The 26,510-nt window shown below is 39.2% G+C and carries 29 protein-coding genes; 7 read left to right on the plus strand and 22 right to left on the minus strand.

Annotation, left to right across the window (positions count from 1 at the left end; all coding sequences use genetic code 11):
* Window positions 1-9: 9 nt before the first annotated feature.
* The 15 genes from JOD28_RS05060 to JOD28_RS05130 all read right to left on the minus strand — a co-directional run bounded on the left by JOD28_RS05060 (window position 10) and on the right by JOD28_RS05130 (window position 11,501).
* Entirely contained in the window at window positions 10-2,076 is a 2,067-nt protein-coding gene (locus tag JOD28_RS05060; RefSeq protein WP_204769790.1) for a GumC domain-containing protein, read from the minus strand.
* A 15-nt stretch (window positions 2,077-2,091) separates the two neighbouring features.
* The gene (locus tag JOD28_RS05065; protein ID WP_204769791.1) at window positions 2,092-2,481 is read right to left on the minus strand and encodes a hypothetical protein; all 390 of its coding nucleotides are present in this window, start codon (window positions 2,479-2,481) and stop codon (window positions 2,092-2,094) included.
* 204 nt (window positions 2,482-2,685) lie between these two features.
* A complete protein-coding gene (locus JOD28_RS05070; RefSeq protein WP_204769792.1) occupies window positions 2,686-3,030 on the minus strand; it encodes a hypothetical protein in 345 nt (114 codons plus the stop codon).
* A 23-nt stretch (window positions 3,031-3,053) separates the two neighbouring features.
* Window positions 3,054-3,527: a hypothetical protein gene (locus tag JOD28_RS05075; protein ID WP_204769793.1), complete on the minus strand. Its 474-nt coding sequence runs from the start codon at window positions 3,525-3,527 to the stop codon at window positions 3,054-3,056.
* 33 nt (window positions 3,528-3,560) lie between these two features.
* The gene (locus JOD28_RS05080) at window positions 3,561-3,881 is read right to left on the minus strand and encodes a hypothetical protein (protein ID WP_204769794.1); all 321 of its coding nucleotides are present in this window, start codon (window positions 3,879-3,881) and stop codon (window positions 3,561-3,563) included.
* Window positions 3,882-3,892: 11 nt separating this feature from the next.
* Window positions 3,893-4,489: a hypothetical protein gene (locus JOD28_RS05085; RefSeq protein ID WP_204769795.1), complete on the minus strand. Its 597-nt coding sequence runs from the start codon at window positions 4,487-4,489 to the stop codon at window positions 3,893-3,895.
* A gap of 2 nt (window positions 4,490-4,491) precedes the next feature.
* Entirely contained in the window at window positions 4,492-5,049 is a 558-nt protein-coding gene (locus tag JOD28_RS05090; RefSeq protein WP_204769796.1) for a hypothetical protein, read from the minus strand.
* Window positions 5,036-5,479 carry a thioredoxin family protein gene (locus tag JOD28_RS05095; protein ID WP_204769797.1) on the minus strand — a complete coding sequence of 148 codons (444 nt, stop codon included), beginning with the start codon at window positions 5,477-5,479 and terminating at the stop codon, window positions 5,036-5,038. Before JOD28_RS05095 ends, JOD28_RS05090 begins: the two co-directional genes overlap by 14 nt.
* A 14-nt stretch (window positions 5,480-5,493) precedes the next feature.
* Window positions 5,494-6,741 (minus strand): phage tail tip lysozyme, encoded by a 1,248-nt coding sequence (locus JOD28_RS05100; protein ID WP_204769798.1) that lies wholly within the window; start codon window positions 6,739-6,741, stop codon window positions 5,494-5,496.
* A 3-nt stretch (window positions 6,742-6,744) separates the two neighbouring features.
* Window positions 6,745-6,939, minus strand: coding sequence for a hypothetical protein (locus JOD28_RS05105; protein WP_204769799.1), 195 nt, complete (start codon window positions 6,937-6,939; stop codon window positions 6,745-6,747).
* 1 nt (window position 6,940) lies between these two features.
* On the minus strand, window positions 6,941-8,896 hold the full coding sequence (locus JOD28_RS05110; RefSeq protein ID WP_204769800.1) for a type IV secretion system protein VirB4: 1,956 nt from the start codon (window positions 8,894-8,896) through the stop codon (window positions 6,941-6,943).
* Between the two features lie 2 nt (window positions 8,897-8,898).
* Window positions 8,899-9,552 carry a hypothetical protein gene (locus JOD28_RS05115; protein WP_204769801.1) on the minus strand — a complete coding sequence of 218 codons (654 nt, stop codon included), beginning with the start codon at window positions 9,550-9,552 and terminating at the stop codon, window positions 8,899-8,901.
* On the minus strand, window positions 9,552-9,881 hold the full coding sequence (locus tag JOD28_RS05120) for a hypothetical protein (RefSeq protein WP_060391577.1): 330 nt from the start codon (window positions 9,879-9,881) through the stop codon (window positions 9,552-9,554). The genes JOD28_RS05115 and JOD28_RS05120 overlap by 1 nt, the downstream gene beginning before the upstream one ends.
* A gap of 194 nt (window positions 9,882-10,075) precedes the next feature.
* On the minus strand, window positions 10,076-10,450 hold the full coding sequence (locus tag JOD28_RS05125; protein ID WP_204769802.1) for an ASCH domain-containing protein: 375 nt from the start codon (window positions 10,448-10,450) through the stop codon (window positions 10,076-10,078).
* On the minus strand, window positions 10,428-11,501 hold the full coding sequence (locus JOD28_RS05130) for a hypothetical protein (protein WP_204769803.1): 1,074 nt from the start codon (window positions 11,499-11,501) through the stop codon (window positions 10,428-10,430). Before JOD28_RS05130 ends, JOD28_RS05125 begins: the two co-directional genes overlap by 23 nt.
* 258 nt (window positions 11,502-11,759) lie before the next feature.
* Here JOD28_RS05130 and JOD28_RS05135 point away from each other — a divergent pair, with 258 nt between their 5' ends.
* From JOD28_RS05135 to JOD28_RS05150, 4 genes are all read left to right on the plus strand, one after another.
* Window positions 11,760-12,539 (plus strand): ParA family protein, encoded by a 780-nt coding sequence (locus tag JOD28_RS05135; protein ID WP_204769804.1) that lies wholly within the window; start codon window positions 11,760-11,762, stop codon window positions 12,537-12,539.
* The gene (locus JOD28_RS05140) at window positions 12,539-12,820 is read left to right on the plus strand and encodes a hypothetical protein (protein WP_204769805.1); all 282 of its coding nucleotides are present in this window, start codon (window positions 12,539-12,541) and stop codon (window positions 12,818-12,820) included. The genes JOD28_RS05135 and JOD28_RS05140 overlap by 1 nt, the downstream gene beginning before the upstream one ends.
* Before the next feature lie 95 nt (window positions 12,821-12,915).
* Window positions 12,916-13,416: a helix-turn-helix domain-containing protein gene (locus JOD28_RS05145; RefSeq protein WP_204769806.1), complete on the plus strand. Its 501-nt coding sequence runs from the start codon at window positions 12,916-12,918 to the stop codon at window positions 13,414-13,416.
* The gene (locus JOD28_RS05150) at window positions 13,368-14,264 is read left to right on the plus strand and encodes an IS3 family transposase (RefSeq protein WP_204769898.1); all 897 of its coding nucleotides are present in this window, start codon (window positions 13,368-13,370) and stop codon (window positions 14,262-14,264) included. The genes JOD28_RS05145 and JOD28_RS05150 overlap by 49 nt, the downstream gene beginning before the upstream one ends.
* Window positions 14,265-14,316: 52 nt before the next feature.
* Here the strand turns inward: JOD28_RS05150 and JOD28_RS05155 are convergent, their stop codons facing one another.
* The 7 genes from JOD28_RS05155 to JOD28_RS05185 all read right to left on the minus strand — a co-directional run bounded on the left by JOD28_RS05155 (window position 14,317) and on the right by JOD28_RS05185 (window position 24,896).
* Window positions 14,317-14,814, minus strand: a complete 498-nt coding sequence (locus JOD28_RS05155; protein ID WP_204769807.1) for a hypothetical protein — start codon at window positions 14,812-14,814, stop codon at window positions 14,317-14,319.
* Between the two features lie 62 nt (window positions 14,815-14,876).
* Window positions 14,877-16,979, minus strand: a complete 2,103-nt coding sequence (locus JOD28_RS05160) for a pLS20_p028 family conjugation system transmembrane protein (protein ID WP_204769808.1) — start codon at window positions 16,977-16,979, stop codon at window positions 14,877-14,879.
* A complete protein-coding gene (locus tag JOD28_RS05165; protein ID WP_204769809.1) occupies window positions 16,976-19,996 on the minus strand; it encodes a type IV secretory system conjugative DNA transfer family protein in 3,021 nt (1,006 codons plus the stop codon). Before JOD28_RS05165 ends, JOD28_RS05160 begins: the two co-directional genes overlap by 4 nt.
* Window positions 19,983-21,884 carry an AAA family ATPase gene (locus JOD28_RS05170; protein WP_204769810.1) on the minus strand — a complete coding sequence of 634 codons (1,902 nt, stop codon included), beginning with the start codon at window positions 21,882-21,884 and terminating at the stop codon, window positions 19,983-19,985. Before JOD28_RS05170 ends, JOD28_RS05165 begins: the two co-directional genes overlap by 14 nt.
* The gene (locus JOD28_RS05175) at window positions 21,881-22,372 is read right to left on the minus strand and encodes a hypothetical protein (protein ID WP_204769811.1); all 492 of its coding nucleotides are present in this window, start codon (window positions 22,370-22,372) and stop codon (window positions 21,881-21,883) included. Before JOD28_RS05175 ends, JOD28_RS05170 begins: the two co-directional genes overlap by 4 nt.
* 15 nt (window positions 22,373-22,387) lie before the next feature.
* Window positions 22,388-24,643, minus strand: a complete 2,256-nt coding sequence (locus JOD28_RS05180) for a toprim domain-containing protein (RefSeq protein ID WP_204769812.1) — start codon at window positions 24,641-24,643, stop codon at window positions 22,388-22,390.
* Window positions 24,630-24,896 carry a hypothetical protein gene (locus JOD28_RS05185; RefSeq protein WP_060391591.1) on the minus strand — a complete coding sequence of 89 codons (267 nt, stop codon included), beginning with the start codon at window positions 24,894-24,896 and terminating at the stop codon, window positions 24,630-24,632. The genes JOD28_RS05180 and JOD28_RS05185 overlap by 14 nt, the downstream gene beginning before the upstream one ends.
* 456 nt (window positions 24,897-25,352) lie before the next feature.
* Here JOD28_RS05185 and JOD28_RS05190 point away from each other — a divergent pair, with 456 nt between their 5' ends.
* From JOD28_RS05190 to JOD28_RS05200, 3 genes are all read left to right on the plus strand, one after another.
* On the plus strand, window positions 25,353-25,784 hold the full coding sequence (locus JOD28_RS05190) for a JAB domain-containing protein (RefSeq protein ID WP_060391592.1): 432 nt from the start codon (window positions 25,353-25,355) through the stop codon (window positions 25,782-25,784).
* 113 nt (window positions 25,785-25,897) lie between these two features.
* Entirely contained in the window at window positions 25,898-26,275 is a 378-nt protein-coding gene (locus JOD28_RS05195; protein WP_060391593.1) for a hypothetical protein, read from the plus strand.
* On the plus strand, window positions 26,257-26,472 hold the full coding sequence (locus JOD28_RS05200; protein WP_060391594.1) for a hypothetical protein: 216 nt from the start codon (window positions 26,257-26,259) through the stop codon (window positions 26,470-26,472). Before JOD28_RS05195 ends, JOD28_RS05200 begins: the two co-directional genes overlap by 19 nt.
* Window positions 26,473-26,510 lie beyond the last annotated feature (38 nt).

Raw genomic sequence — 26,510 nt, forward strand, 5'->3', positions numbered from 1 at the left:
CATCACCGCTTAATTGTCAAATGGGACAACATAATCATAACCATCATGATGAACGGTGATGGTCTTGTCCTGCACTGACACTACTGGTGTTGTAACCATTTGACCATTGATAGTGGCTTCAACATTCTCACCGACATGATAGCGGTCAGCTAAAGTCGATGAACTGTTTGCTTGTGATGATGAACTACTAGAACCACTCGTTGAGCTACTTTGAGAAGATGTTGTGTTCGTTTTTGATTCAGGAGCTAAAATGACCGTTGCGTTGCCTTCGTTGTGACTACTCGCTGATACTGTTTTTGATGATTGGGCTGACGTATCATTTTTTTGCTGTGCCATCGCATAACCACCAAAGCCAACACCACCAATGGCAAGTACTGCCAACAGGCCAATGACGGTTGATTGCCACTTGTTTGCTTGCTTTGATGCAGGTTTTGTTTTCATTTGCGCCGTTAACAAGGTCATCAATTGTTGATTAGTCTGATCTGGTGATGATGTAGCCTGTAGATTATTAAGTTGTTGTCGCAATTGAACTAATTCGTCGTTTCCCCCACCCTCTTTAAGTTTCAGCTGCTGTTCGAGTTGCGTATTAGATTGCTTCAAAACTTGAATTTGTTTCTCTAAATCACTCAAATTATTAAAGTGAGTTTTTGCACTTTCAAGCTGTGTTGCACTAATCAAGGCTTTCTCGTGCGCTTCTTGGTACTGTCCCCTATTTGTGTTGATGTCTTCTTCGAGCTTCTGTTGCATAGTCATTAATGACTTGGTATTTTGAGCCATGAGTTCATCGCGCATTGCTTTAAGACTGGTAACAGTTATCTCATACGCTTGAACTTTGGCTTCAGATACTTGGTCATCAACAGTCGCTTGAAGATTATTCTGCAATACCTTGGAACGCTCAAGATACCAATGATCTAGTTCTTGAGAAACTGATACTTTCAATGACTCTAAATCATTCACGTAGTTGCTTTTAAGACTTGTTAAGGCCGTTTCATGACGCATGTTTTCATCCGTCACAGCAGTATGATAATCTACTTCACGGGCTTGATGTCGTTGCGCATAACGCGTTTCGAACTCATTCACTCTTTCTGCTTTGAGTTGTGTTTCAACGGTTTGTGTCACATCAGTTTCACGCATCTCATCAACGGTAGCCTTAATTTTGAGTTGTTGTTTTTGCAGCAACTCAGTCATCACTTGTCGTATCTTTTGCGTGTAAATCGTGCTGGTATCTTCCAGGAAAGTATTTGCTTTAACTCGGTCTGAGTTTAAACGACTTTGAACATAATCGACATTTTCAGCAGGTAGATTATTTTTGACATCACTCACCTCAAAAGTGCTTGGGACGAGATTCACACGATCAATTAACTTTTGCGTCTGTTCACTATCAGATAAGGATTCTTGTGTTCTAGGACTTTCGATTCGAGTACTTGTCATGGCAGAATCAGCTTGAGTTTCAATCTCAGGTGCTTGTTTTTCCATTTGAGGAATTACCATTGCCTTTGGATTTTCAGTAACTGAGGCTTCTACCACTGACACTGGGCGTTGGAATTTACTTGGCTCAACAGCTAATACTTCCCCCGTTTCACGAGCCTGACGAAATTGATCCTCAGTAGGTAAAACAGGTAAATCATCTTGTGATAAGCTACCGTCACTAACCGCAGCATCAAGCAAGGGTTGCAAAGCTGCAACAATAATATCGTAAGACATGTCTTCATCTTGACGAATGTCAGTGTCGTTAAAAATATGATCAGCTGTACTCACAACAATGTTTTCAAAGCCAGCGGTTAACGTTGCACGCTCCCAACTCAAACCCGTTGGCTCCGCACGTCCTTTATCGTTGGTGACATAGTAAGTGACGTTTCCTAATTGAATGTCATGATCACCAGCACGCACGACATCATTGACCAATCCTGAAGCAAATTTTTGCAAGCCAGAAAGTGACACATTTGGCCAGTTCTCTGTCATACCACTCGATTCTGCTAGTTCCTGAATCACCTCATCCTCAAGATTAAGTTCAGATTGCTCAATGCGAGCAAAGAAAGGATCACTCAATTTAGTTTGTTTTTTTTTGCCAAACATCTCTCTATCCCTCCTTTAGAACGGCCAGTTGATGACGTTTCCGCCACCAGCAGTTGTGGCAGTTTGCCAAATCCATGTCACTATTAGCCCAGATAACGCACCACCACCAATACCAAAGAATGCGTGCAGCAATTTACTGTTACTTTTTTCTGCCAGTCTTTCATTCCCAGTCGCGCGCATAATGAACCCACCTAATATACCAATGGCAGCAACGACGATTAACACGATGTACAGAATAGAGATGATTTTCGTTCCTCCTGTTTTGGCAGCATCACCAATATCCGCTGAGACAAAGGTTGGTAGCCACATTGGTAAGGAAGCAACTAATCCTGCTAACAGTTGTTGCAAGCGTGATATCGGCCGCCGTTCCCATAGAAACTTGTTATTTACATTTGACTTTATCATTTAAAAAGTCCTCCTTTTCATTGTTGTGTTATTAACACACGTACAGAATAACAAGGATTGAATAAAAGTCATAAACCGCCACAGTTAGATTTTTTAAAAACAAAAACACCCTCGTATTGAAATATTTACGAGAAAAAAGCCCATCCAATTGGATGGGTTTTGAGTAGACAAATGTTCAGGATAATTTTGATTTCGTAAAGTTCATCATTGGCTATTTACTTTTTTCACATCATTGATTGTTGCATTTAGTGACACTGTTTTAAAAATACCACTGGGAAAGTTAGCCTTAACACTTTCTGCAAAGTCCTCATTTGTCTTTTCAAATTGCATTGCTGCCAAAGGGTTAGGTGTGAGTTGGACAGTATCATAAGTCCAATCTAATCCGCGATAAAATCCTTCAAATCGATCATCTATAACACTCAATGCGCCTTGAGGGCTCGCTATATTTAATTGTGTTAAACCGTTAGCGTTCAAAAACCAACCGTCAGTGACTTCAAATATCAACAACTCATCATGAAGTTTTTGTTTCATATATTCTGTTTCAATCATCTTTTACCTCTCCCACATTATTTTCAGTTGTATTTCACTGAGTAGAACTTTGCATTGAGAAACAATGTTGCATAGTGCTCTTGACAAATTTTCTGTTCTAAAGGCTTATAATGATATGCTTCATTAATATTTGGTGTCAATTCCAGAGTAATGGTTGGATCGTCAAGATGAATATGAATAGCCACGTTATTTTTTAAATATAAATTAGGTGAATATTCAATAATGGCTGAACGGTCTGCTATTATTTTGTCTAATGTTTCTAGATCAAATACTATTTTTTCCAATTTGGCATTTCCATTAATTTGTTGAGCTGCATGCAATAAATCACGAGGCAAGGAACTGTTAGGATTAGTAAAACTATATGAACCAGGAAGGTCTTTTGTCAACGCAATGTGTTCAATAACCTCCTCGCCATATGACAACGTATCATTAGAAACAAAATGACCATCAGGAAATTTTATGACATATATTGTTTTAATCTTATCTGTCGAGGTCATATACTTTTCCTTTAGAATTTAATCTCATAAATTTCATAGGTTACTACTAGCCTTTCTTAATTCACGTTTGTAATCAAAATAGTTTATCAAGCCTTCAATGATTGTAATCACTAGTCCACAGGCAATCGGAAGCCAAAACATAAATTGCCAAAAACCCAAAGACATGTGGATAGCCTCTGCAATTTTAACAGTAGAAATATGGCTCCCATTACTAATGTCACTTGATGTCATTGTCGGAATTGTTGTCATTGCAACAAAAGTAAAGCTAAAGAAAAGTGTTCCTGCCATGGCAAACGACCAAGTGCTAAATCTTTTAACATATCGATTAAAAATTTTAAATTTATTGTGATTCATATTATTCTCCTTTACAGCACACTGCTGTCACTTTGTAATTGATAAGTACCAATACGATCTAGTTGTGTCACGAGATTAGTTTTAGGGTTGTAGCTAACATTGTAAACAAAACGAGTAGTGGCATAACTTGCGTCCTTGAGGTGGCTTTTAACAAAGACAATCACCTTCCCCTTCACTTCTGTGGCGCTCGCTGAGGTTGGTAAGAAATCCATGTGATCATAAGTCATCACAACACCAGTTTGTGTAATCATTTTGTCTGGATCCGCTTTAAAGTCCAAACTATTTTTGACGACATCCTGATTCACATAAGCCGTCATCTGTTTGGCTTTGCCGTCAAATTCCTTTTGAGAGGCAATTGTCCAATCACACGTAAACAGTTTATCAAGCAATGTGGATGCGGCTGACACATTAGGTTGCTTGGAATCTAGTACTGTACCAACTTTTGCTTTCTTATTGATGAGTTTACTTTGTTGCACTGCTAATTCATTTGCGGCGGTCTGATGCGTTTTAACAGCTACTTGTGTGGCTAACCAAAAGCCTAGTCCACCAATTACCAGAAATATTGGAATAGTCCAAATCAGGACTATTTTTTTAGTTACTTTTGTCATGATTATTTCCTTCCTGAGGTATCTTTCACAGCACCAGTTTGTAGTTCAGTAATTTTGCCATTCTCAATATGCATCAATAAAGTGGTACTGGTTTCTGTTTTGCCTAATTGATACTTCACAGTCCCAAATCCAAGACCTGATCCATTAGCGGCTGTTGAATAAACAATGTCGTTACTTTCTAAATGAAACGTTGGCGTACCCTCATCGACATCACCACCAAAGGTTGCGCCCAGAAAAGCAGACGTTACCTTATCGGTGGCCACACTGCTCGTCACATCGGATTTATTGAGTTTTGGTAACAATGCAAACATTTCTTTAAGAAAAGTATTGCCGGTCTTTTCAACGGCCTGCGTGTCGCGAATATCTGCTGTTTTGACCTTATTAAGTTGTTGTGCTTGGATTTTATAATCATTCGACTTTGCTTGAGTTGTCTTGATCTCTTTTTTAACTAGGTCATTGCTTTTGACATGGCGTTGATAGGCTAAACCTTGTTGTGCTAAAAATAATAATGACAGTATCAAGACAAAAGCATAAACCCATTTTAAATTAATTTTTGTCATCTTTTTCTCCTGCTGTGACGCGACTAATTGTTTTAGAATTTGTTGAACTGGTACTATCAACGACTCTGTCACCCTTGAGGACAATCACTGTTGGTACTTGAGTGACCCCGTACTTAGCCACATAAGTCTGTGACTCATCTTTATTAACGTTAATCACGATATAATTAATTTTATTTTGATTGTCGTGAATGGCTTTTTTGATCGTACGACGTGCTTTTTTACAGTCGGAACAGCCAGGTTTATGAAAGACCAGGACTGTCGTTTTTTGACTATCACGCGACAATGAATTTATCTTGTCTGCGACATGCCTTGTATCAGGATAGCCATTATTAATCTCACTCTGATACAAGTACGTGCCACCAAGCACAATAGCGGTTGCAAAGACAGCTAATATCCCTGACACAACTGCCCCTTTTTTCATTTTAGTCATTTTCATACCCCGCCTTATTTGCTTTTATCAGTGCTAGAGTTGAACGGTCCACTTGGGACAACAACGTTCGTGCCTGCTGGTTTTGGTAATTTTAGATAATCACCTGGTGATTTTAAGCCTTTAGTCTCAGGTGCCCAACCATACTGACTTTTAGTTTGGACAGCGAAATGAACATGAATACCGGTAGCTTCGCCCGTTTGACCTTCGTGGCTAATGTGTTGACCAGCTTTGACTTTATCGCCGGTGTTGACGACAATTGCTGATTGTGTTGGCGCATGACCATAATAGGTGTAGACATTGTCGGTACCTTGAATGACAAGCCAATTTCCGCCTGTATTATCAAAGCTCTTAGCAACGACTGTGCCATCATGAACGGCATACACATTACTTTCACCACCATTCATCGTGTGCGCAACAGTTTGGAAATCGACCCCATAATGTTCTGCCCCTGTTAAACCACCATAATTTGGATAACCCCCAGTGATTTGATATTTCCCCATCACTGGCAGACCATCTGTATTAGTCACAAGACCAGTATCACACGTGGCATCAGAAATCGCACTTGAATTTGCGTCATCTGAGGTATCACCGGTCCCAGAGTCATTGCTCCCCCCATCAAAGATATTAATGTCTCCTGGATAGTCTAAATTGAATAGTTTCTTAACTTCTTTTGCTGTTTTGGCGGTATCCGCAACTTTACGTTGTGGATCATTAACGCCGACACCTTCAAACTTAGTATCCCAAGCGACCATTGAACTGTTAATATTATTAGCTGTTGCTAAATCAATTAGAGTTGCTTTGTGGGTACTGTGTAACTCATTAATTGCTAGTTGAACCTGAGCTTTTACAGTATCGGCAGTATTACCATAACGATCTCCGTTAGTCGTCCCACTTCCCCATTGCCAAATCCCTTTAACTTGCCCTAAAGGATTATAGGCTTTGGGATTAAAGCCACTTTCTCGTAGACCAATCGCAATGGCTGCGGCAATGTTATCACCAGACATTTTAACTTCTTTATGAAAACGGTCAATGGCATGTTGGATGTAATGGTGGGTGCCAGAATTAGGATCTTTCCAATCACCACCAAATACTGAGCCACCGTCATCAATAGTTGTATCGTCATTCCAGCAATCGGCGTTTTGCGTTGAAAAAACCATCACACACATCATCACAATCACGATCAGAGATAGGACTATTGTGCCAATGAGGCCAAGTTTAAGGTACAAGCGTCGCTTTTGATTTTGAATCCATTGTTTAAACATGGGTTAACCTCCAATTAATAGGCTCAAGATTTTAAGAATAAAAACAAAGATGAAGCCACCAATCACGTACCAGATAATCTTATTATCAACTGGTTGTGGTTTGTCACCTTGATCATAATTTTTTACAAGCCGCTGAGCCTCGTGCTTCATTTTTTCACGATTGTCACGGGCTGTTTTAAGTGGGTGTGGCCATTTCATCTTATAGTCCTCCACCAAATAAGTTAATTTCTGAGTCATTGAGATCAACGTGCATGAATGTTGCTTGTTTACCAACCAAATTCATTAAGAAGTCACCTTGATCTAATCCCTGAAGCGCTTGTAATTGGCCATCAGTTATATTGGTTTCACTTACCACACTACGTAGGCGTGTGGTATCGGTCTTTGAAAGACGGCCAATAATTTGCTTAGGAAAACGCCCAAAGAAAGATGAAGCAGCACGACTAGCCTCAGTATCTGATGCGTTACCGGTTGGTACCACGTTTTTTAGTCCTGGGAATATAGCAAACATACCGAAGAAATCTTTACCATGTTGCGCCATCATGTTATCGCCAAAGGTAATGCCTAATGAGTGCTTAGCATTGAAAATATCATCTGCTTCATCTTGGATCCACCAGAAGTATTTTGGTGGATTGCCATTGGTGTTTGCTTGAGTTGAGACCTCACCATGTTTAATTCGGTCACGTTGCTGCGTACCATTAATCGTGATGTAACTTTCCATGAGTGATAAAATGGTGAAATATTGGGCGTTGTATAGGTCATCTTCTAACCTTGAAAGGCCACTGGTATCAAAACGAATCAAACGTTCACCAGACAAATCAGGCATTGTTGTCACACCATTTACCATGTCACCATGATTTTGAATCAAGCTGCTAATCGTCGATAAGATATTATCTAAACGCTCTACGGCGGGTTGCGTCATATTTCTAGTGAGCATATTACGCGTTTCCAGGAAGGTTTGAAAATCTTCGAGAATCGGATAATCCTCATCACGTAAGCCAATCACACGTAAATCTTGCGGGTTATCTTTTGGTGACAACGACCACATGCGACGCTCAACGTAAAAATCGGTGATCAAGTTACCCAACATCTCTAATTCTTTTTTGTCTGCTTGCGGATTCAATGTGGCGTAGTAAGTAATGACTTTTGTACGGTGTTGGTTGAAGCTAGAAATGACATCAACATTCCCGTTAGCATCCAAGACTGTGCCAAACACTTGTAGCAGGTTAATAATATTTTGGCTGCCATCAAGGGTCAATGTAACCCCATAATAGGCATTAATAAGATCACGCCATTCGTTTGATTTATCAAATACCCAAACCGTATCACCACGAGAAACCAACGGACCAAGATTCTTTTTTCCAAAGGCACTTTTACCAGAGCGTTCCCCACCAACAACCAGATTGTAAGCAGTTAATTGTGTGCGATGGTCATTGTAACTCGGATCATACATTACCTCACCCCGTTGCATGGTCAAACCCATATACGAGCCACGTGGATGAGCAATAAAGGTCTGGTTAAAAGCATAAGAACCAGCCAAAGCATAAGCCTTCATTGGGAAGCCTCTATCCTTGATGGTTTGGTTTTCAACCGACATGGCTGGCATGAAGAACTGTTGGAAGTGTGTTAATTGCTCCGAAGGATAAATTTTCATGCGGTAGTTAGAAAGCTGTTGTTGAATTTCTTTCACGCGACGACGTAATTCCTCAGGCGACACATCCGTAACCAACAATCGGACATAAACCCGTTTGTAAATTTCACGACCATTACGCGCTTCGTTTAAATCTTGCAATGTAATTTCAGCATCTTGTTCAGCCTCTAAGGCGTCCCCTTGTGAAGTCACATCACTACGTGCCTTACTTCGCAAGGTATTTGTGGCTGTTTCAAGGGCTTTTTGGACTTCAAATTTATTTTCCGTCCCGATTTTAATGTCCACAATCGTGTTTTTGTGGTTGATGAGTTCTTTAAACCAGCCCTGTAGTTGTTCGCTCTTGGGATAGTCATAAACATTAATGATTGCACTACTGGCCATCCCATCATCAAAGTAAGTGGTATGGAATTCAATGCCGCCAAGGTTTTGCACTTCTTCAATTAAATCAAGGTTGTACCCTCTTGCCTTTAACGCTGAGCGCTTAGCAGTATTTAAACTTGTCCGCATAATTACTTTTCCTCCAATTCTAAGGTTTCCCCAGGGTTGTTAATCTGATACATGACCATTTTTTTACGGGCTAGAGAAACTGGTTCAGGGGTGAACGCCATGCCAGCATGAGCAATGAAATCACGACGATTCTTTTCTAAAGCAGCTATCGTCTTACCATAAATGACTGCGGTGTATTCTTGATGCTTAATGTCACCAACCACATTTTTTTCAATGTTAATTTCTTGTAAAATAGTTTGTCGCATCATCAATAACTGTTGGTAGTGACGATCATCCAAGTCTGCACTGTTTAATTCGTTTTCGATTTTGACCAATTCATGTCCCCATGAGGCTTGTTGGATGCGCGTGTCAGCCGGTAATTGACTGACAAAAATATCAAAGTCTTCAACATAGATGGACAATAATTGATGGAAGTCTGCAATGATAGCGTTTGAACTCTTGTCTCCTTCGGCGTTCAAGAAGTCTAAATCTTTCCCTGGTAAATTGAGCATATCAGCATATGTGTCATCAGTTAGTAGAATTGGATGACCTAGTTTGTTCAAGATGTCCTTGTAAGGTAAAGCAAAAAAGATGGGTATTGGTTTCCGACTATCCAGTGCTTGTTTTACAACCGTTAACCCTTGTTTTCTTTGCGTTTGTTTGGCTTTAATTCCCATTATTTTTCCTCTCTTTGCTTATTATCAGTCACAGCTACGAGATCACCAGTAGCGTGCTTTGTTGATTTTAAAATGCCACGTAGCATTTCTTGATACATTAACCCCATTGGGTTACTTGGACTTGGTAAAATGAGAAAGCCAGCTAATAGTGCATTACTAATAATTAAAATCAAGCCATACCTACCAATATTGTAGGGATAAAATGATTTAATCATTAAGTAAGTGATGCCAAAGACAATCGCTAGAACAAAAATTCGTTCCATCGTAAAAAATAGCCAGCGAGACACTTTCTTCCAAATATTTCGCCCAGGGGTAAAATGGTCATACATAAATAAATCTCCTTTAATCAATTATTTTTGCCTGGATTGAAATTCAATCTGATGTCATTCTATACAAAATAAGAGATAAGTCATAAACCGCCACAGTTAGATTTTTAAAAAAAAAAAACTCAGAGAATCCTCTGAGTAAATTAATATAATATTATTCATAAATAAAAAAACCTCTGAACGAGGATTTTAGGAATTTATATATATATAAAAGATTGTGGAGCGGCTTTGATAGATGGATTGAATTCTTTAAGAGATTTTGGTTCCAAATAGGGAGTAACTTTTCCCAGTTCTATTGCGTAAACCTCATCTTTATTATCAAAGTAATCAAACAATTCAGCTCTTGAAATACCACTAAAACCTTTTGTTTCATTCCAAATTTTTGATTTTGACCCTTTTAGAATATTTCTTACTTCTACTTCTGCAACTACCAATCCGTCAGGTAATGTTGAATAAATTACGATTGAGGATACGTCCTGTCGTGCAAAAATGATTCTACGATATTCATACTTTTTTGTTCCAGCCAGTATTTGACGAACATATTCTGGTTTAATCGATAATAAAGCTTTCATTGGTTTCTCCTAACTTCACAAGTTCAATAAAACTCTTCTTCTCAATTCTCTGAACAACAATTCGTTGATCTTCATTTATGATGTTATTATTCAATAGTTTTTCTCGGTTAGGATATTTTTCAAAAGAGAAGTTATACAAAAACTTAATGACCCAAGGATATGTTCGTTGCTTCCAAAATCTGGAGAGTTCATCAGAACTAAAAACTGATTTATTTTTAACGTATTGTTCAAAATCAGTAAATGTGACAAAATTAGATAAATTCTTAACTTCAATTACAGTACCAACAGAAGTGGTAACGGAACGATAATATGCCGATCCTTTATAATCAGTCATTCTGTAAGCAATAAGATGATCTCCAAAAGTCAATAACTGCGAGTTAACGGAAGCAGACAAGTATACCTTTTCGATATTATTTATTGAGCTTGTATCTGGGACAGAAATATCTTTTTCCGATTGTAGATTCACATCACCAAACATTAAGCTATGAAATTTAGGAAGAACAGCCAATAAGTAATCAGTACCGTTTTGCTGGGATATAAACGGAAATATTTTAAATGGGTTACTTTCAATATTAGAAGGTACATTTTTAACAAAAACTAGCTCGTCTTTATTCTTTGTTCCAAATAAATCAAAACCATATAATTCAAGCAGCTTTTTTAACCCTTTTGTTTTCTCGTTTTCGAACAAAGTAACATAGATTTTACTATATTTTGAGGAATAAAAAGCAAACTTTCTCATTGCTATTGCTAGCAATCTCTTCCCTAGTGCTGAATGATGATTCCAATCAACCTTAAATGTCCCTATTTTAATTCGGTTCCCATCCAGAACCGGACTTACACCCGGCTCTGGACCAGTCTCTGTTTTCAAAAATAAAAAAGCAATAAGGTGTTGATCATCATCGTATGAAACATAGGCTTTCTTACTTTGGCTTGCTTTAGTCTGAAACCAGCTGTTAAAATCAGAATATGAATTTCGTAGTGAATCAAAGAAATTATCATTAACATTTATAGACGAAAACTGCTGATATACTATATGATCTTGTTTTTCCATATTCCTACCCTAATATTTTATTAACTTCATCAAATATAAATAAATTGTATCTATCATTAATGCACATTTTACTAATAGCTTACAGTTTATCATAAAAATGAAAAAAAGAATTAAAAAACACATATTTTAATTATAGGTATATTATAACATAAAATATATTATATGTTATAATATATATGTACACAAATTTTACGTGCCTGGATTGATGGTTCACTCGTTATTTCGTTTTGACGAATAAAATAACTAAGGAGCTTCATCATGAGTAAAACAATTACATTTTCAGCCTCAAAAGGTGGCGTTGGTAAAACAACGATGACATTCAACTTTGCAAGTTACTTGATTCGTCAAGGCTACAAAGTCTTGTTAATTGATTCAGATTATCAAGGTAACCTGTCATCTACATACGAAAGTTATACGAATCAAAATACACTATATGACGTCTTCACCGGCGGTTTAGCCAAAATACGACAACTTAACCCACAATTGGGGTTAATACCTGCTAGTCCCCATTTAGATGAACTAGAAGGTACTCTACAATCAAAGAACAATAAAAACTTCATGATGATGATGTGGTTACAAGATCACCTTGAGGAAATTAAGGACTATGATTATATTTTAATTGATACGCATCCGGAATTTGGGACGTTAACAAAGAATATGATTGCCGTTTCTGATTATGTTGTCGTTCCACTAGAACCATCTGAGTATGGTTTTATCCAATCGAAACAGCAATTTGACCTGCGGATGAAAGAATTCCGCGATGACGCAGTAGATATTCGCACACGGGCATCATTGATTGAAGCAAAAGTATTATATTTAGCAAATCGTGTGAAGCATAATACTCGGTCAAGTCATGAATTTGGCCAGATGATTGATCAAATTGATAATTTAGTCGCTGTATTAAATGAACGCGAAGTCTTTAATAGCTCGACTATGCTAAAGACTCCAGTCTTTGATCTAGAACAAACTAAGCGCAACCCGAAAACACTCCAACAAATAAATGCTGCTTATCAGCAACTACTAGAAAGCGTAAAATAATGGATTACGATAAAAAAGACCCACGTATGTTTGATGAGGCTAGTGCGCAAAGGCAACTAGCAGAGGCTTTCAGAAAGCCCACCTCCGAACCTCAAGCATCATTAAGCCCTGATTTCAAAATACCAACGTCTAATATTAGTTCACGTAAGGTGCAAACCACTTACACTATTCGCCCTGAGATAAAGCAAGGCATTGATCAATTGGCTGCTAAACAGGGCTTTCGTTCATCAAGTGCTTTCGTTGATCTGATATTGGCGCAAGTTTTAGACCAGGCAAAATAAATTTAAGCAAGCAAAAAGCCGTGATATAAAAATGAAGTGAACCCAATAACTTGGACAGAATAAAAAATCTGTTCAGAAAGTTATTGGGTTTTTCTATGTCAAAATATTCAAATGAATTTAAATTAATGGTCGTTAAGGAATGGTTATCTGGTCAAAATAGTTTGATTGAATTAGTCAAAAAATATGCCATCAATAATGATCACGCGATTCGCGAATGGCGTGATGAGTATCTCGTGACTGGTTCCATTGGTTTTAAAAACCAGAAAACCTATTCAGCAGATTTTAAAATGACCGTGTTGAACTATCTTGAAACACACTCACAATCAGAGGCGGCACGCTATTTTGCGGTCTTCCCTAGTACAACAATCGCTAATTGGTTGAGAACGTATCGAAAATTCGGGTACAATGGGTTAAAACCTAAACCGAAAGGTCGGCAACCAACTATGGGGCGCAAACGCATTCATCCACTCACACCAGAACAACAAGAACTGGCTGACTTAAAGCAAGAGAATCATCAACTTGAAATGGAGAATGCTGTTCTAAAAAAATTAAAAGCCTTAGTGGATCAACGAACCGAGAAAAACAAACGGCAGTAACGTCACTAAGGCAGACTAAATATTTTAAAGTGGATGATTTATTAGCTCTAATTGGCTTGAAACGCAGTACCTATTATTATCTAGAAGCTCATCCGCTCAATACGGCATCAGACAACAAAATAGCAGACGTAATCCGTCAAATTAAGTCACCTCAATTCCAAAACGAATATGGTTATCGTCGCGTGACAACGTTGTTGCACGACCAAGGTTATTTGGTTAACCATAAGCGCGTGCTCCGCATTATGCGTCAAAATGCACTCCTCAGCACAACGTATAACACACGTAAACGCCGCTATAATTCCTATCGCGGCACAGTAGGTCGGATTGCCGAACGTGTCATTAAACGCGACTTTCAAGCTGACGCACCTTACCAAAAGATCGTCACAGACGTCACTGAAATGCAATTAAACGATCATAATAAAGCTTATTTGACGGCGTTTGTCGATTTATATGCAGGCGAAGTCCTGTCGTATCATTTAGCCAAAACACCAACCATGACGCTTGTCATGCGGCCATTAAAAGCATTGTCAAAGCATCGTGGGGCTATTATTCATAGTGATCAGGGATTCCATTATCAGACACCGCTGTTTATTAACACGTTAAAGGATTTTGGCATGACGCAAAGCATGAGCCGTAAATCAACACCAGTCGACAATGCACCAATTGAGAGTTTCTTCCATATTTTGAAAGCTAATATCGTGCATCATAAACAGTATCAATCGTTTCACGATTTCAAAGTGGTCGTGGATGACTTTATCAATTATTACAACAATCACCGTATCAAACAAAAACTCAATGGTTTGTCGCCGGTTCAATATCGGCAACTCACCACTGAGTCTGTTAGTTAATTAATTCTATGTTGTCCAACTATTGGGGTTCACATCAAAAATCACGACTTTTTTATTTCTTTATGTCATCCGGGTTCATTCCTGCGTAGTCCTTATTATATGCTTTCACAGTTTCATAGTAATTCTCTGGGTAACCGTCAGTCTTTATTTGTTTGGCAATATCGTCCAATGGCATGTCTATCCTACTATTCTCAACAGTATTAGAAGTGCCAAAGGATTCTTTTACGCCATCTTGATGTCTTTCTGATTCAGGTTTTGCAAGATAGTTATTTGCCCAGTTAATGAAATCTTGCTTAGTCCAGGTGGTGAAGTAATCATTATAGACATGACCTTTCATCTTAGCAGCCTTCTTAGCATAGACCTTTTCATTATTAGTATCTTGCACAGAAGTTGAGGCAGATGAAGCTTTTTCACTAGCTATATAACTTGAAGATTGTGCCTCAGGGGTACTTTGTTTTTGTTGGTGTAACATGGCTAGCAAAATAGCAATCACAACCACGCCAATAACCACTATCGTGATCCAAATTTTGTTTTGCTTGAGTTTCTCCATGTACACTCTCCTTCAACTTAACTACTGTTAATTTTACCGTATTCAGTCACAAATTAACAGTATCACTTATCTTCCTTTGATTTAACGGTTGATTGATTCTTATTTTTAGCCATTTGTTTAGCGACCACACTTTCAGCCCAAGCACGATCCTTTGCTTTTTGTTCATCCGGTGTGAGGGATTTGTTAACTGGCGATTTTCCTGATAACGTGCCACTCAAACGTTGCGGTATTGTTCTTGACATGGCAGATGGTGTTGCCCCTAAGCCTTTTGGTTGAACCACTGTGCCTCCGCTGACAATCGGCCGTTTATTTGTATTGGTATTGTTACTGTTTGGTTTAGAATCTAAACCTTGATGTGCCCCCGTCATCGCATGACTCATATTGTTTTGACTACCATGATCATTTGAGGTTGGTATCTCCGTCTTTTTGGCTGCACCATCTGAGGCCTTTGCTAAAGCCTCATGTACATTTTGCGGTTGATTACCTGCAGGCGTGACCTGTTCAGTATTTGGTGAAACGGGCGTATGACGCTTATTGAAAGCATCCACAGCTTGTTTACCCCCTTCAAAGTTATCAGCGACACCGCCGGCATAGTCTTTAACATTGCCAACGGCTTTATTAACGCCATCTTTAACTTTACCACCAGCTGCTCGACCAGTGTTCTTGAGTAGGCTGCTTGGATTCTTCATGGCTCCAACGGTACGTCCAGCCATTTCAGCGGCTTTTGCGCCTTTACCAGAAGCCAGAACTGTTGCATCCATACCAGTACTACCTGATTGCTGATTATTAAGTGACTTGCTATTATCCAAGCCTTGATTGCCACCAGAGTTGACAATTTTCTGGCCGAGTTCACGGTTCTTTTTCTTTTGTGCTGGAGAAATAGCACTAAGACCTTGTCCAATATGTTTTTTAGCCGATTTGGTGGCACCCCCAATCATCCGCGAAGCTTGCCCGGCTAACATCATTGATGCCACTGGATTATGACCGGAACGCACACCAGTCCATTGTTCAATCATCTCAAACCCACCTGCTAAGCCTTTACCACCAGCCAACAGTGCTGCGATTGATAGGATTGTAAACGGCCACATACCAAGGTTTGGAATACTATTAATTGTAATAAAAGCGAATTCGACCCAAGCAAAGAAGAAAATTAAAGAAATTGGCATCATCACAATACCAGTAATTTGACCCTCAATCATGCTAAGCACTTGTTGAACACGTTTTCCTTGTGTACCATCACGAAGCCCAAAATAGACAATTGACCCTGCCATAAAGGCCATTTTGTAAACTGATGATAACAAGCGAACAATGGCTCCTGCTACTACAATAATAAAGACAATTTCTCCACCAATAATCCCTAGCCAGTTGGTCTTCATCACAGGGTAATCATCTGCGAAGGTTTTCCCTAAGACAAGGGAATCACCAGTAATATCAACCATGTTGCTATTACCACCAATTTTCTTGGTAAAAACTGATTTTTGTGGTTTTGTCAGGCCATCAGTGTATCCTGCATCGCTCATGACTGAATGATAGTCAGATCCTTCAATTTGGGCGTTAGTAATGGGCTTGTTTTTCATGGCTGTTTTATACTTGCTCATACTAAAATTATTGGCTGCTAATCTAGATAACTCAGTAGAATTACCTTGCCACAATTGTGTGATTATTGACTCTGGTTTAGTTCCCATCGTATCTTGGTTAGTTGCTGTGCCAATACTGATCATTAAGCCAATAATCATTGGCAGCGCACTAATCACTGCAACAGTTATGGCAATTCCCTTTGGCCACTCACGTCCTTTACGACCTGAGGTCGCTGTGAATTGAATCCATTGCACCATCATCATGATGCCAAAAATTACAAAGCCGAGGTATAAAAAGTCTTTGAGAATATTTCCTAAATTCCAATCCATATAAACAGAGTTGCTGGGTTCAAAAAATATATTCATAAAGTCTAGTAATTTAAATGATGAAGTATAGGCGGAATAAACTGCATCCGCAATGTAATAGAAAATTAACGCAATACTGTGCATGAATAGCATGATTAGTGTTAAGAATATGTGTGGCAATGGCGACAGGTATTGTGACCATTGCGTGTAAAAATCAGCTGTTGGGCCATTCGCAGGTAATGTTTCTGCCAAGGAATTTAACCCCAGTGTTAGATTTGTCATTCGACTTCTCCTTGTTGTGTTGCAGCATTAAGCTGCTTATAGATTTCCCACATGTATTGGGGTTCGTTGTTAAGTAACCGGAGGACGGTTGCGTTATTATTGTTACTAGGTAGTTTTAAAAATAGACCTTTGTCCAAATAGCCATTAGCGCTGGTTTGTTCTTCTGTTTTATTTGACCGTGGAATGCGTGTTTTAATCGATTTTTCAACAATCAAACGTAGATCAACGTTATCTATCTGTGCCTCGGTCATAAATGGCTCATTTGGATTAAAGTTTTCTTTCCAGTTAAGATAACGTTCCTGGTCACTGATTTCCTGATTAGTAAGCATACCAGGTGACCCCACATTTTGTTGCGAGTTGTCCAAAATATCATTGATTGCCTCATCTGTTAAAGCGCTAGCTGATCGATAATCAATTGCGTTACGATCAGATTCCCCATCTTCAAGTGAGAGTTGTAGTTGTTGCGCCAATTCATCAAAATAAGGGACAAAATCATGATACAAATCATCATATTTTAAATCATTATGTTGCGCTTTGATATTGAGATCTGCCGTGTAGTAATCTAGTGAATACTGCTTGCCTAGTAGTTCATAGGCAAAGGGCATTCGATAAGCGCCTGTAGAGAAAATTGGCAGTGGCCGCACATCTCGTCCCTTCTTATCTGTTCGTTTGATCGTCCGAATGGTAATCATTTCACGTGGACTTAGCTCGCTAATTTCTTTTGCATCTAAGAGTCTAACTTTGCTGACCTGAATTTGACGATTACCACGATCTTGACGATCTAACCCAATTTGTGAGTTCACAGATTCAGTTTGAACCTCTACTTCACCTAATTGTTTTGATAAAGCTTCGTTAGTTGACTCATCATTGGTTAAAATATGGAACCAATTACCCGTGTTACCGTTAATGTCGTTAGTTTCCATTTCAGAATAGTGTAATCGTGGTTGCGTCAATGTTTGGATGTACAAATCAACTATGTGACCGTAAGTTAGGCCACGCGTCAAAATGTTGGTAAATCCTGGTATGCGTGGGAACATTGAGAACTCATTAAGTTTATATAAAATCCAATTATCCATTTTCCGACGTGTGATTGTGGCCGCAATATCAGTGTTCACCGAGAAGACCTGGGAGATAAATAAACTGGCCAAAGCAGAGAAGTCATCGTTTGATTGTGGCGTGATAATGAATACTGCCATTGGCCTTTCAGAATAGCGTAATTGTACGCCAGGGGTTTCAGTGGCATTGATTGGCTTGATACGATCTACCAGACATTGAATCACCGGCTCTTGAGAATATTTATCTCGCTTAATCTTGCCATTGAGCAACTTTCGTTGTACAATTTTACCAGTCAATGTAAATGACTGTTTACGCATGGTGATTGTGTTGCCGTCATTATCGAGTGACAGCTCAATTCGCCATGAAGTGGGTAAACAATTGTGGATAGGATAAGTTAAGGTGCCCGATTGGGACACCGTTAACTTATCCTTTTCTATTACCTTTTGTTTACCCAATTCATAAACTCGAATACTCACATGAACCCCTTTATAGCGGTCAGAGAACTTCATTTTGAGCATTCTTGGAAATCCTAGGTCAGTCAAGTTGATCGTATTAAAAGTTGTAAGTCTTGTAATGGACTCTGAGGCAAACAAGTTCAAGCGGTTCATCACAGAAAAGGAAATTGAGGACTTGGTTTCCCCAGTCGCCGACAAATATTCAGCGGCATTTAAAATAATCATGTTACGTGCTGGTGTACGCGGTAACTTACCTAGATTAGTCATATACCTGGTCAACCCATCACCTGACTTATCCGTGAATTTGTTCATATCATTGATAAATTGCAAGACGTTTGAAATGGTAACCATTGATTTATCCTGGTGGCGTACGGCCAGATATAATACGGTTAACATGACTGCTTGGATGGTGCTTTCAGCTGCACTGTCCCAAATATCTTTATGACTCGTTTCTTCACCACCAGGACCCCCAATTACCTGGACGACCTGACGTAATTCTGTATTCGCACTATCCCAGTCGCCGTCAAATGCGTAGTCCATTGCGATTTGTAAGGGATTCCAGGATTCAGATTCACTAGGATTCATGATATTTAGTAATTTGACATCGTAGCCTGCTGATCTTAACGATTTGTAACTCATTTTTGCATCTTCGTTTTTGGCGTCCGTATCAATAATATTCCACTTAATTTCTGCCCGTCGCAAAATATCAATGAACGTATAACCACGCATTTGATCCTTCGACGATCGTGTCATACCCGTTGTTTTTGAATGCGTGTTGCTAGTGTCTAGCCAATAAAAACCATCAAACCCGCCTGTCACTATTATTTGATTTTCAAATAATTTGGGTAAATGAGCCAATAATAAGGGTCGTATTTTTTTATATAAACCACTAAATACTAGTGAATTCATTCCCAGTGGCCGTTTAAACCATTGCCAAGCCCAAAGTATTGGGTGAATCATAAAGAATTCAAAGGTATAGCCTTGTGTGTGTAATACTGGTTGACCAGGTTTACCTTTGAAATTTTTATTGCGGTCAGGTATGAGCTTATAGGTCTTATCGACTTCTCGTATCTCTGCAAAACGATTCGTGTTTCGCGTTTGGTCTCTAAAAAGTTGATACCAATCATAGATACGTTGGAAAACATACTTTTTGAGGAGTAACAGAAAGACGAGTCCTAATACAATACCTGTGACTAAGGTGAGCCTAAAGAGAATTAAAAACATGTTGAGTGGGTTTAGCACCGTTAGCGTCATGTTCATCAAATCTGTAAATTCCGGCCACTGCGTGACTCCACTTTGAACATAAAACATAAAAGCTTGAATATAGGGACCGGCCACTCGAACGATTAAATCAACCAAAATCGTGACGTATAACGATACGACCATAACAATCATCGTCGCTAAAATGCCATATAGCCAAAGAAACCAAGAGCGACCACGCCAACGAATGAAACTGTCACGCATAAATTGACGTTCACCCCGATAATCCTTTTTAAATAGTTTCATTGCTTGATGCCTCCTTAACGGTTGAGACGACGACTTGCCATTCACCATAAGGACTCGTTAATGACGGTGGATTGCCAATCGCTCTAAAGATAAATGTATCAAAGTCTTGCGTAACTCCCTGACGTTGCTTGATAATTGCCGCTGCTACGGGATCACTCACATAAGTTGCAATCGTATCATCAATTGGACGAACACCTCGTGAAGGCTTATAACCCACATCAGCGATATAATTCGCAATTGGTGAACTGATTTCTTGTTGGTCATTTAAATACTCAAAGCCCAGGTCAAATGAGGGAATATATTTGGCCACATTTTCTGTACTAAATAAAATATTGAAGCCACTAGCTTGCGCTTTTTGGTTAAGACGCGTGAGTTTGAGAGCAACAATTTTCACCATGTCTGTCATATTTAAAACATCAAACACCACAATAGCCCCTATTCGAGCAATAAACTCAGGCCGATAGCCATCGCTCTGTAAAGCAATTTCAAGTTGTTCTTCAAAGTTGGCTTGCCGTTTTTTGTCTTCTTTAACGGACTCAGACTTGGAATCACGATTCATAACAGCTTTGGCCCCTGAGTTAGTTGTCATGATAATGATTAAATCTTTGAAATTAATAACACGACCATATTCATCGCTTAATCGTCCATCGTCTAAAACTTGTAGGAGCAAATCCATCACTTCTGGATCAGCTTTTTCAATTTCATCTAACAACAAGACCGCATAAGGAGTATGCCTAACTTGTGTCGTCAGCTGATCTTTAAAACGTTCCAAGCTAGTCCCTGCAAATTTAAACTCCGACATGTCAAAACGGATAAAATTTTGATTGTTACCAAAGAGATTGCCAGCTAATTGTTTGGCCGTTTCTGTCTTACCCACACCAGTCGGTCCCATAAAGAGAAATGATTCCGGTTTTGAAGTATCCGCCAGTCCTGCCTCACGATTCGTGAGTTTCATAGCTACTTTTTCTAAAGCTGTTTCTTGCCCAATGACTTGGCTCTTGAGCTGAGGTAGTAAATTCAATAGACGTTCATCGGTGGTTTGATTGATGACGTATTCGGGCACATGGTAATCATCATGAATGATCGTCGCAACATCTGTACCATCAAGGACTGTTTTGTTAGCTAATTTGGCGACACTGAGTGCACCGTCTAGCAGCATAATGGCTTTTTCAGGAAAGTAACGATCAGTCATATAACGCTGTGCTAACGCCATAATTTTGTCTTGAACTGACTCTGGCACTTCAATACCAGCATTGAGTTGTAGAGCAACTTTAGCCAAAACATTTTTTGTTTGCTCATAACTCAATTCTGGCACTTCAATCAAATCAAATCGGCGCATTAACGCGCCATCACGTGCGACGTATTCATGGAATTCTTTGGTCGTGGTTGCCCCAATAATTTGGAGATCATCACGACTCAACGCAGGTTTGATTATATTACCAGCATCTAATGAGCTGCCGGCTGTTTCAGCACCAGTACCAACGATTTGATGAATTTCATCAATAAAAGCAATAACCGTTTCCTTGTTAGCAATTAATTCATTAATGATCGCTTGAAATTTATGGGCGAACGACTCACCGTCACTACTCTTCATTAAATTGGCCAAACTAATTTGGATCAAATGTTTTCCCTTTAAGGCAACAACGTCTGTATTTAACAGCTGTCTGGCTAAATCTTCGACAATCGCTGTTTTACCAACACCAGGTAAGCCAACTAACAGTGGCGCATTTTGAATCTGTTTCATGAGTGAAACCATCATACGACGTGTGATCGCTTCACGTTGATAGGCTTGATATTTATCAGGATCAGTCATGACCTTAGCACTAATGTCTGTAGTATAGCGATCTAGATAAGGCGTGAGACTGTTATGCTGTATTATTGCATTCATTCTTGACCTCCCTGGTCGCTGAAGGGATCACCATAATCAATTGAAGCCACCTTTGTTTCGTTGTCAGCGTCGTGTTCTTGTGCTAAACGTTCTAATTCACTGCTACTCGCCTCAATTTTATCAATTGCTTTTTGACGATCAACCATCAACGCGGCGTATAGGTCGCTTTCTTTTGAATCATCTAACTGGTGATTGAGTTGTCCTATTTCTGGCAGTTCATCAGCGGCAATAAAATCGCCTTCTGGATTATAAATCGCTTCAATTTGCATTTTTTGACTCGTTTGTTTTAATACCACAACCACTTCTAAACCAAGAATTGGATCACCCGCAGGAAAGAGCTCATGATAACGATTAGTTTCAAGTGTTAAAGCCATCGCACTTTGTTGCCCTTGTTCCTGTTGTTCCTGGAAAGATAGAATCATCACTTTTGGTGATTTCGTGAGGCCAGTGATATAGCCTGTGAGTTCTTTAACGTTTTCTTGTGACATGTCTTAGCTCCTTTATTAAATATGTCTAGTACTGGTTTGATTGACAGCCTGATAGCTTTGTTCAACGACAGCGAGGTTATCAGGCTTTAGCAATTTTGATGTTTTGGTTTGGCGCACTTCGCCATGACTCAAGTTGTCGGATAAATATTGCGTCACATCGGTACTTGCTTTTAAAGCTTGACTAATCACTTTACCCGTATTTTGATCTGCCAGGGCTTTCAAATTCTTTGACCAACCAGCCATGTAATCAACACTTTTTTCACCTGGCTCAATGCCTAGATTTTTGGTGATGACATAACTGGATAGTTCTGCCTGGGTTTCTTTAATCGCCGTTGGCCAATTGTTTTGGCTTTGCAAGGAATGAAGCTGTGCATGCGCAATTTCATGCGCTAAGGTATGAATTTTATCAGTTGGTGTTAAGTCACTTCGCAACAAGATAAATTTCTCATCTTGGTTTTTCTTTGATTGCACAAAAGCGCCCTTTGCTTGTCCTTGCCAAGTCATTGGTCTTTTCGCAATTTGATCGTCCACACCCTGGTCAATGACAGGTACTTTTATTTTGTCTGCGAACTTCAACAAGGTTTTATAAGCAGCATCGAGGTGCTTTGGACTTTTATCAGTGGCCAAATCAATTGGTCGATTAGGTAACAGGCTTGGTAACTGTGCTGCTGTGGCATTGGTTTGACGGACATCAAAAACTGTTTCAACTGGATAATGTTTGATACTGCGAACTTCTAATTGCTTGTTGTTGGCCAATTCCTTTTGTTGAGATGTAGCGTCCGCCCAGCGTATCTTTTCCCCATTACGATCAATAATGGTTTTTAAATTAGCCGGTGCACCAAATATTTTGATGCCTTGTTCACCCTTATTGACCTGGATACCATCAGCCGACCATTGTTTATAGCCTTTTAGTAACGTTGCTTGAGGATTCTGCAATTGAATGAGCATTGAGTTACGCGCCGAGTAATTGAGGCCAGTTGCGGTAAAATCGAGTAACTTTTTGAGTTCCTGTTGGTCTTGTTGGTACTTGGCTACTTTCCCCATTGCTTCTTGGATGATTTTTTTGTTTTTTAAAGCATTTTCTTTGCGTCGATCAGCTTTATTTCGTCGTGGAATGTCAGATTTAACAGGTCTTTTCTCACCTTGGTTTACTGGTTTGATGATGCTCGTGTTCTCGTCGTCCTGTTTTAAATTGCTAGTTGGCGTTTCAAATGTCTCTAATGCCTCTAAACGGTTGGCATTTTCAGTCATAGTCATGACTCGTGTACCAAGGATGCCTGCTTTTAACTGTTCATTCCAATCTTTACCTTGCAAAGGAATCTGACGTTCTGCGGTAATTGCTTCATTCGTGATTGGATTTTTGAAACTAAAACGATCGAAGTAATCAGCAGCCTTAAAACCGGCTTTATCATTATCAAACGCCACAATGATTTTATTGAATTTGGCCTGCTTAGCAGTCACGGCATCATTGAGGAATTGCACCCCACGTTTGGCATCAGTGCCTGATACAGATAATAATGTGGCATTGTTTTTAACCATGTCTTGATGATTTTGTTGCGCGTAACTGAGTAAATCAACTGGGCTCTCAAATAAAACTAATGTTTGATCTCCTGTGCCAAATGAGAGATTGTAACCAGTAGATGTGTCACTTCCTGCAAATATCTTTTTTGATGACCCACGTTTTTTGAAGTGCTCGAAGTCTTGCTCAGTTCCTTGTCGATCTGCGCCGACGATTTTTCCAGTAACATCCTTCCACGGGAAGATGACTGGATTTTGATGGAGCTTATCCCCTTCTCGGTAACGGCTGCCCTGCACAACTGCGCCACTTTTCAATAAATTGTCAACGAACTGTGGATTAAGCTTTCTCTGGTTAACTAAGTAATCTTTGACAATCGTTGTTTTCTGGGTTTTAAAGACTTTATCGTAATCAAATTTGTAACGAGGTGTGGTGCCTTCATAAAGTTTGGACACGTCAATGTTTTCCCCCTTCACAAAGCGAGCGTAGGCAAGTTGATTTTTAATTGCCGGCCCTTTGCTTTCGCTATCAGATTTGCCAAGTTCGTAATAATGAATGAAATCGACTAAATCACCCTTAGCACCAGTTGAATTCCAGACAAAGCGATTAAGTTTTGTTCGAACCACCAAACTATCATGATCTACCATACGTAACTCAGAGGATGTATCAGTTGTATAGGGAATGCCCTTCCAATCACAGTATCCACGGATTGGTAGTTGCTTGAGCTGTGCCCGTTCTTCCTTACTGATCGTCATGATTTTGACCGCCATCTTCTTTTATAATTGGTAAGTGATTCAATTCGGAAAATGCCTGGTCAATGTCATTAGGACTCAAGTTCATTTTTTCCAGTAATGAGCGGCCCAGTTCAGCTATTTGCGCATCATTTAGTGCTATCATCTCTTTTTTTATCTGACGTTTTTCTTCCTGAATTGCCTTCATTTGTAAATCCAGTGCTACTACACGTGCCTGCTTTTCTTGAATTTGTTGATTCATACTCTTTTTTGCCATGTGTTATTGCTCCTTTTGTCTAATATAGGGTCAATATATCAGGAATTTAAAAAAGTTCATAAAGCGCCACAGTTAGTTTTAAAGGATTTAAAACACCCCCAGTCCCCCAGACACAATCTTGACAGGTGTGGTTTAATACCACACCAATCAAGACCGTTGGGGGTTCAAAAAAAGCCATCGCACAAATGTTTACTCTGAAAACATTTGTGCGATGGCTTTTTTCCTGCTGGCTGTTTTTTGTGCGGTTATTCTGGTGTATGTGACTACCAAAACTTTAACAAGCTAAACAAATCTAAGGACTAAAGTCCAAAGATTTGGGGCTAAATTTGCAAGGCCAAGCACTCCGTGTCGCTACGCGAGCTTTGCAAACTCGCCCTGGCTTGTTGTCGTTTGTCCGTTCACAACACCATCAGAATAAAACGGTACAAAAAACAGCCGTCAGGAAAGGTTTTTAAGATGACTATGATTAACACATCACCTCATGGCTACCAATTACGAGAAGTAGCCCCTAACTTTACCGCCAATTCGTCAACCGCTGTTGGCCAATATCTACAAGAACATATTGGCCGCCAATTACAAGAACATTTTGTGGTGTTAAGTTTGAACGTAGCACTAGAGGTGATTAGTCTTGATACAATTGCCATTGGTCAAATTACGGGCGTCAATGTAATGCCACGAGAAGTTTTCCAAATTGCTTTACTCAACAATGCCGCTAGCATTATCATTACCCATAACCACCCCAGTGGTCATGTACTCCCTTCTCAAACAGATAACAAATTTACACAAAGATTAAAGAAGTTAAGCGACATGATGCATCTACCCTTACGTGATCATTTTATTGTAAGTGGTAAATGTTATTATTCATACGCAGAAAACGAGCAACTATAAAGGGAAATCTTATTTCTGATGAATTAGCGGATACAACACGACGTTTAAAAAATGAACTCGACTATCATGAACGAACTGAAATTTTATATTATACAGAAAGTTGGTAACAAGAAATGGCATGGTACACCTCCCACAAAGCGTTAATCACTGAATATCTATGTATTGAACAAAATATTTCACTTAATGAAGAGTTGGTGTCATGGCGCGATATGCCTAAAGATTACCAACTAATTCGCTTACAAGCCTATATCAATCATTATCAAGATGGTGACTATGATTATTTTTTCTCACTACATTCTGCTAAAAACCCATTAACAAATTTAGTATTTGATGAAGATGTCACGACATTAGTTTGTGGTAATTCTAAAGCCAGTTGTGCCACAATTCGTAAACAATTGTTTAAGTTAATGAATGACTGGTGGTGTGATAACCCAGAACGTCACTCATCAAAAGCAAAGGAACAGGATAAAGCATGTCAGAATTTACAGTAATTAGTATTGAAGAAACAAATGACGGCATTGCCTTTGCCAAGTTGAAAAATGGTGATGACTTGTCGCTAGCAAGCAATGGCGTTGCCCGTTACAATGGCAGTCTATTCAAAGATTATAGCGACATAATATCTCATGTGACGTTAGAAACGATATTTGATGCCATGGCACACGAAATTTATAATAAAATGAAGCGTTAATACATTTATATCCTATTGGTTTACTATAGTAGGCAAAT

Origin of the sequence: Leuconostoc rapi (genome assembly GCF_016908715.1) — a bacterium.
GTDB lineage: Bacteria > Bacillota > Bacilli > Lactobacillales > Lactobacillaceae > Leuconostoc > Leuconostoc rapi.

Bases quoted from the DNA above. Each gene is read 5' to 3' on its own strand.
- JOD28_RS05060 (WP_204769790.1), bottom strand. From the start codon at position 2,076: ATGTTTGGCAAAAAAAAACAAACTAAATTGAGTGATCCTTTCTTTGCT.
- JOD28_RS05065 (WP_204769791.1), bottom strand. From the start codon at position 2,481: ATGATAAAGTCAAATGTAAATAACAAGTTTCTATGGGAACGGCGGCCG.
- JOD28_RS05070 (WP_204769792.1), bottom strand. From the start codon at position 3,030: ATGATTGAAACAGAATATATGAAACAAAAACTTCATGATGAGTTGTTG.
- JOD28_RS05075 (WP_204769793.1), bottom strand. From the start codon at position 3,527: ATGACCTCGACAGATAAGATTAAAACAATATATGTCATAAAATTTCCT.
- JOD28_RS05080 (WP_204769794.1), bottom strand. From the start codon at position 3,881: ATGAATCACAATAAATTTAAAATTTTTAATCGATATGTTAAAAGATTT.
- JOD28_RS05085 (WP_204769795.1), bottom strand. From the start codon at position 4,489: ATGACAAAAGTAACTAAAAAAATAGTCCTGATTTGGACTATTCCAATA.
- JOD28_RS05090 (WP_204769796.1), bottom strand. From the start codon at position 5,049: ATGACAAAAATTAATTTAAAATGGGTTTATGCTTTTGTCTTGATACTG.
- JOD28_RS05095 (WP_204769797.1), bottom strand. From the start codon at position 5,479: ATGACTAAAATGAAAAAAGGGGCAGTTGTGTCAGGGATATTAGCTGTC.
- JOD28_RS05100 (WP_204769798.1), bottom strand. From the start codon at position 6,741: ATGTTTAAACAATGGATTCAAAATCAAAAGCGACGCTTGTACCTTAAA.
- JOD28_RS05105 (WP_204769799.1), bottom strand. From the start codon at position 6,939: ATGAAATGGCCACACCCACTTAAAACAGCCCGTGACAATCGTGAAAAA.
- JOD28_RS05110 (WP_204769800.1), bottom strand. From the start codon at position 8,896: ATGCGGACAAGTTTAAATACTGCTAAGCGCTCAGCGTTAAAGGCAAGA.
- JOD28_RS05115 (WP_204769801.1), bottom strand. From the start codon at position 9,552: ATGGGAATTAAAGCCAAACAAACGCAAAGAAAACAAGGGTTAACGGTT.
- JOD28_RS05120 (WP_060391577.1), bottom strand. From the start codon at position 9,881: ATGTATGACCATTTTACCCCTGGGCGAAATATTTGGAAGAAAGTGTCT.
- JOD28_RS05125 (WP_204769802.1), bottom strand. From the start codon at position 10,450: ATGAAAGCTTTATTATCGATTAAACCAGAATATGTTCGTCAAATACTG.
- JOD28_RS05130 (WP_204769803.1), bottom strand. From the start codon at position 11,501: ATGGAAAAACAAGATCATATAGTATATCAGCAGTTTTCGTCTATAAAT.
- JOD28_RS05135 (WP_204769804.1), top strand. From the start codon at position 11,760: ATGAGTAAAACAATTACATTTTCAGCCTCAAAAGGTGGCGTTGGTAAA.
- JOD28_RS05140 (WP_204769805.1), top strand. From the start codon at position 12,539: ATGGATTACGATAAAAAAGACCCACGTATGTTTGATGAGGCTAGTGCG.
- JOD28_RS05145 (WP_204769806.1), top strand. From the start codon at position 12,916: ATGTCAAAATATTCAAATGAATTTAAATTAATGGTCGTTAAGGAATGG.
- JOD28_RS05155 (WP_204769807.1), bottom strand. From the start codon at position 14,814: ATGGAGAAACTCAAGCAAAACAAAATTTGGATCACGATAGTGGTTATT.
- JOD28_RS05160 (WP_204769808.1), bottom strand. From the start codon at position 16,979: ATGACAAATCTAACACTGGGGTTAAATTCCTTGGCAGAAACATTACCT.
- JOD28_RS05165 (WP_204769809.1), bottom strand. From the start codon at position 19,996: ATGAAACTATTTAAAAAGGATTATCGGGGTGAACGTCAATTTATGCGT.
- JOD28_RS05170 (WP_204769810.1), bottom strand. From the start codon at position 21,884: ATGAATGCAATAATACAGCATAACAGTCTCACGCCTTATCTAGATCGC.
- JOD28_RS05175 (WP_204769811.1), bottom strand. From the start codon at position 22,372: ATGTCACAAGAAAACGTTAAAGAACTCACAGGCTATATCACTGGCCTC.
- JOD28_RS05180 (WP_204769812.1), bottom strand. From the start codon at position 24,643: ATGACGATCAGTAAGGAAGAACGGGCACAGCTCAAGCAACTACCAATC.
- JOD28_RS05185 (WP_060391591.1), bottom strand. From the start codon at position 24,896: ATGGCAAAAAAGAGTATGAATCAACAAATTCAAGAAAAGCAGGCACGT.
- JOD28_RS05190 (WP_060391592.1), top strand. From the start codon at position 25,353: ATGACTATGATTAACACATCACCTCATGGCTACCAATTACGAGAAGTA.
- JOD28_RS05195 (WP_060391593.1), top strand. From the start codon at position 25,898: ATGGCATGGTACACCTCCCACAAAGCGTTAATCACTGAATATCTATGT.
- JOD28_RS05200 (WP_060391594.1), top strand. From the start codon at position 26,257: ATGTCAGAATTTACAGTAATTAGTATTGAAGAAACAAATGACGGCATT.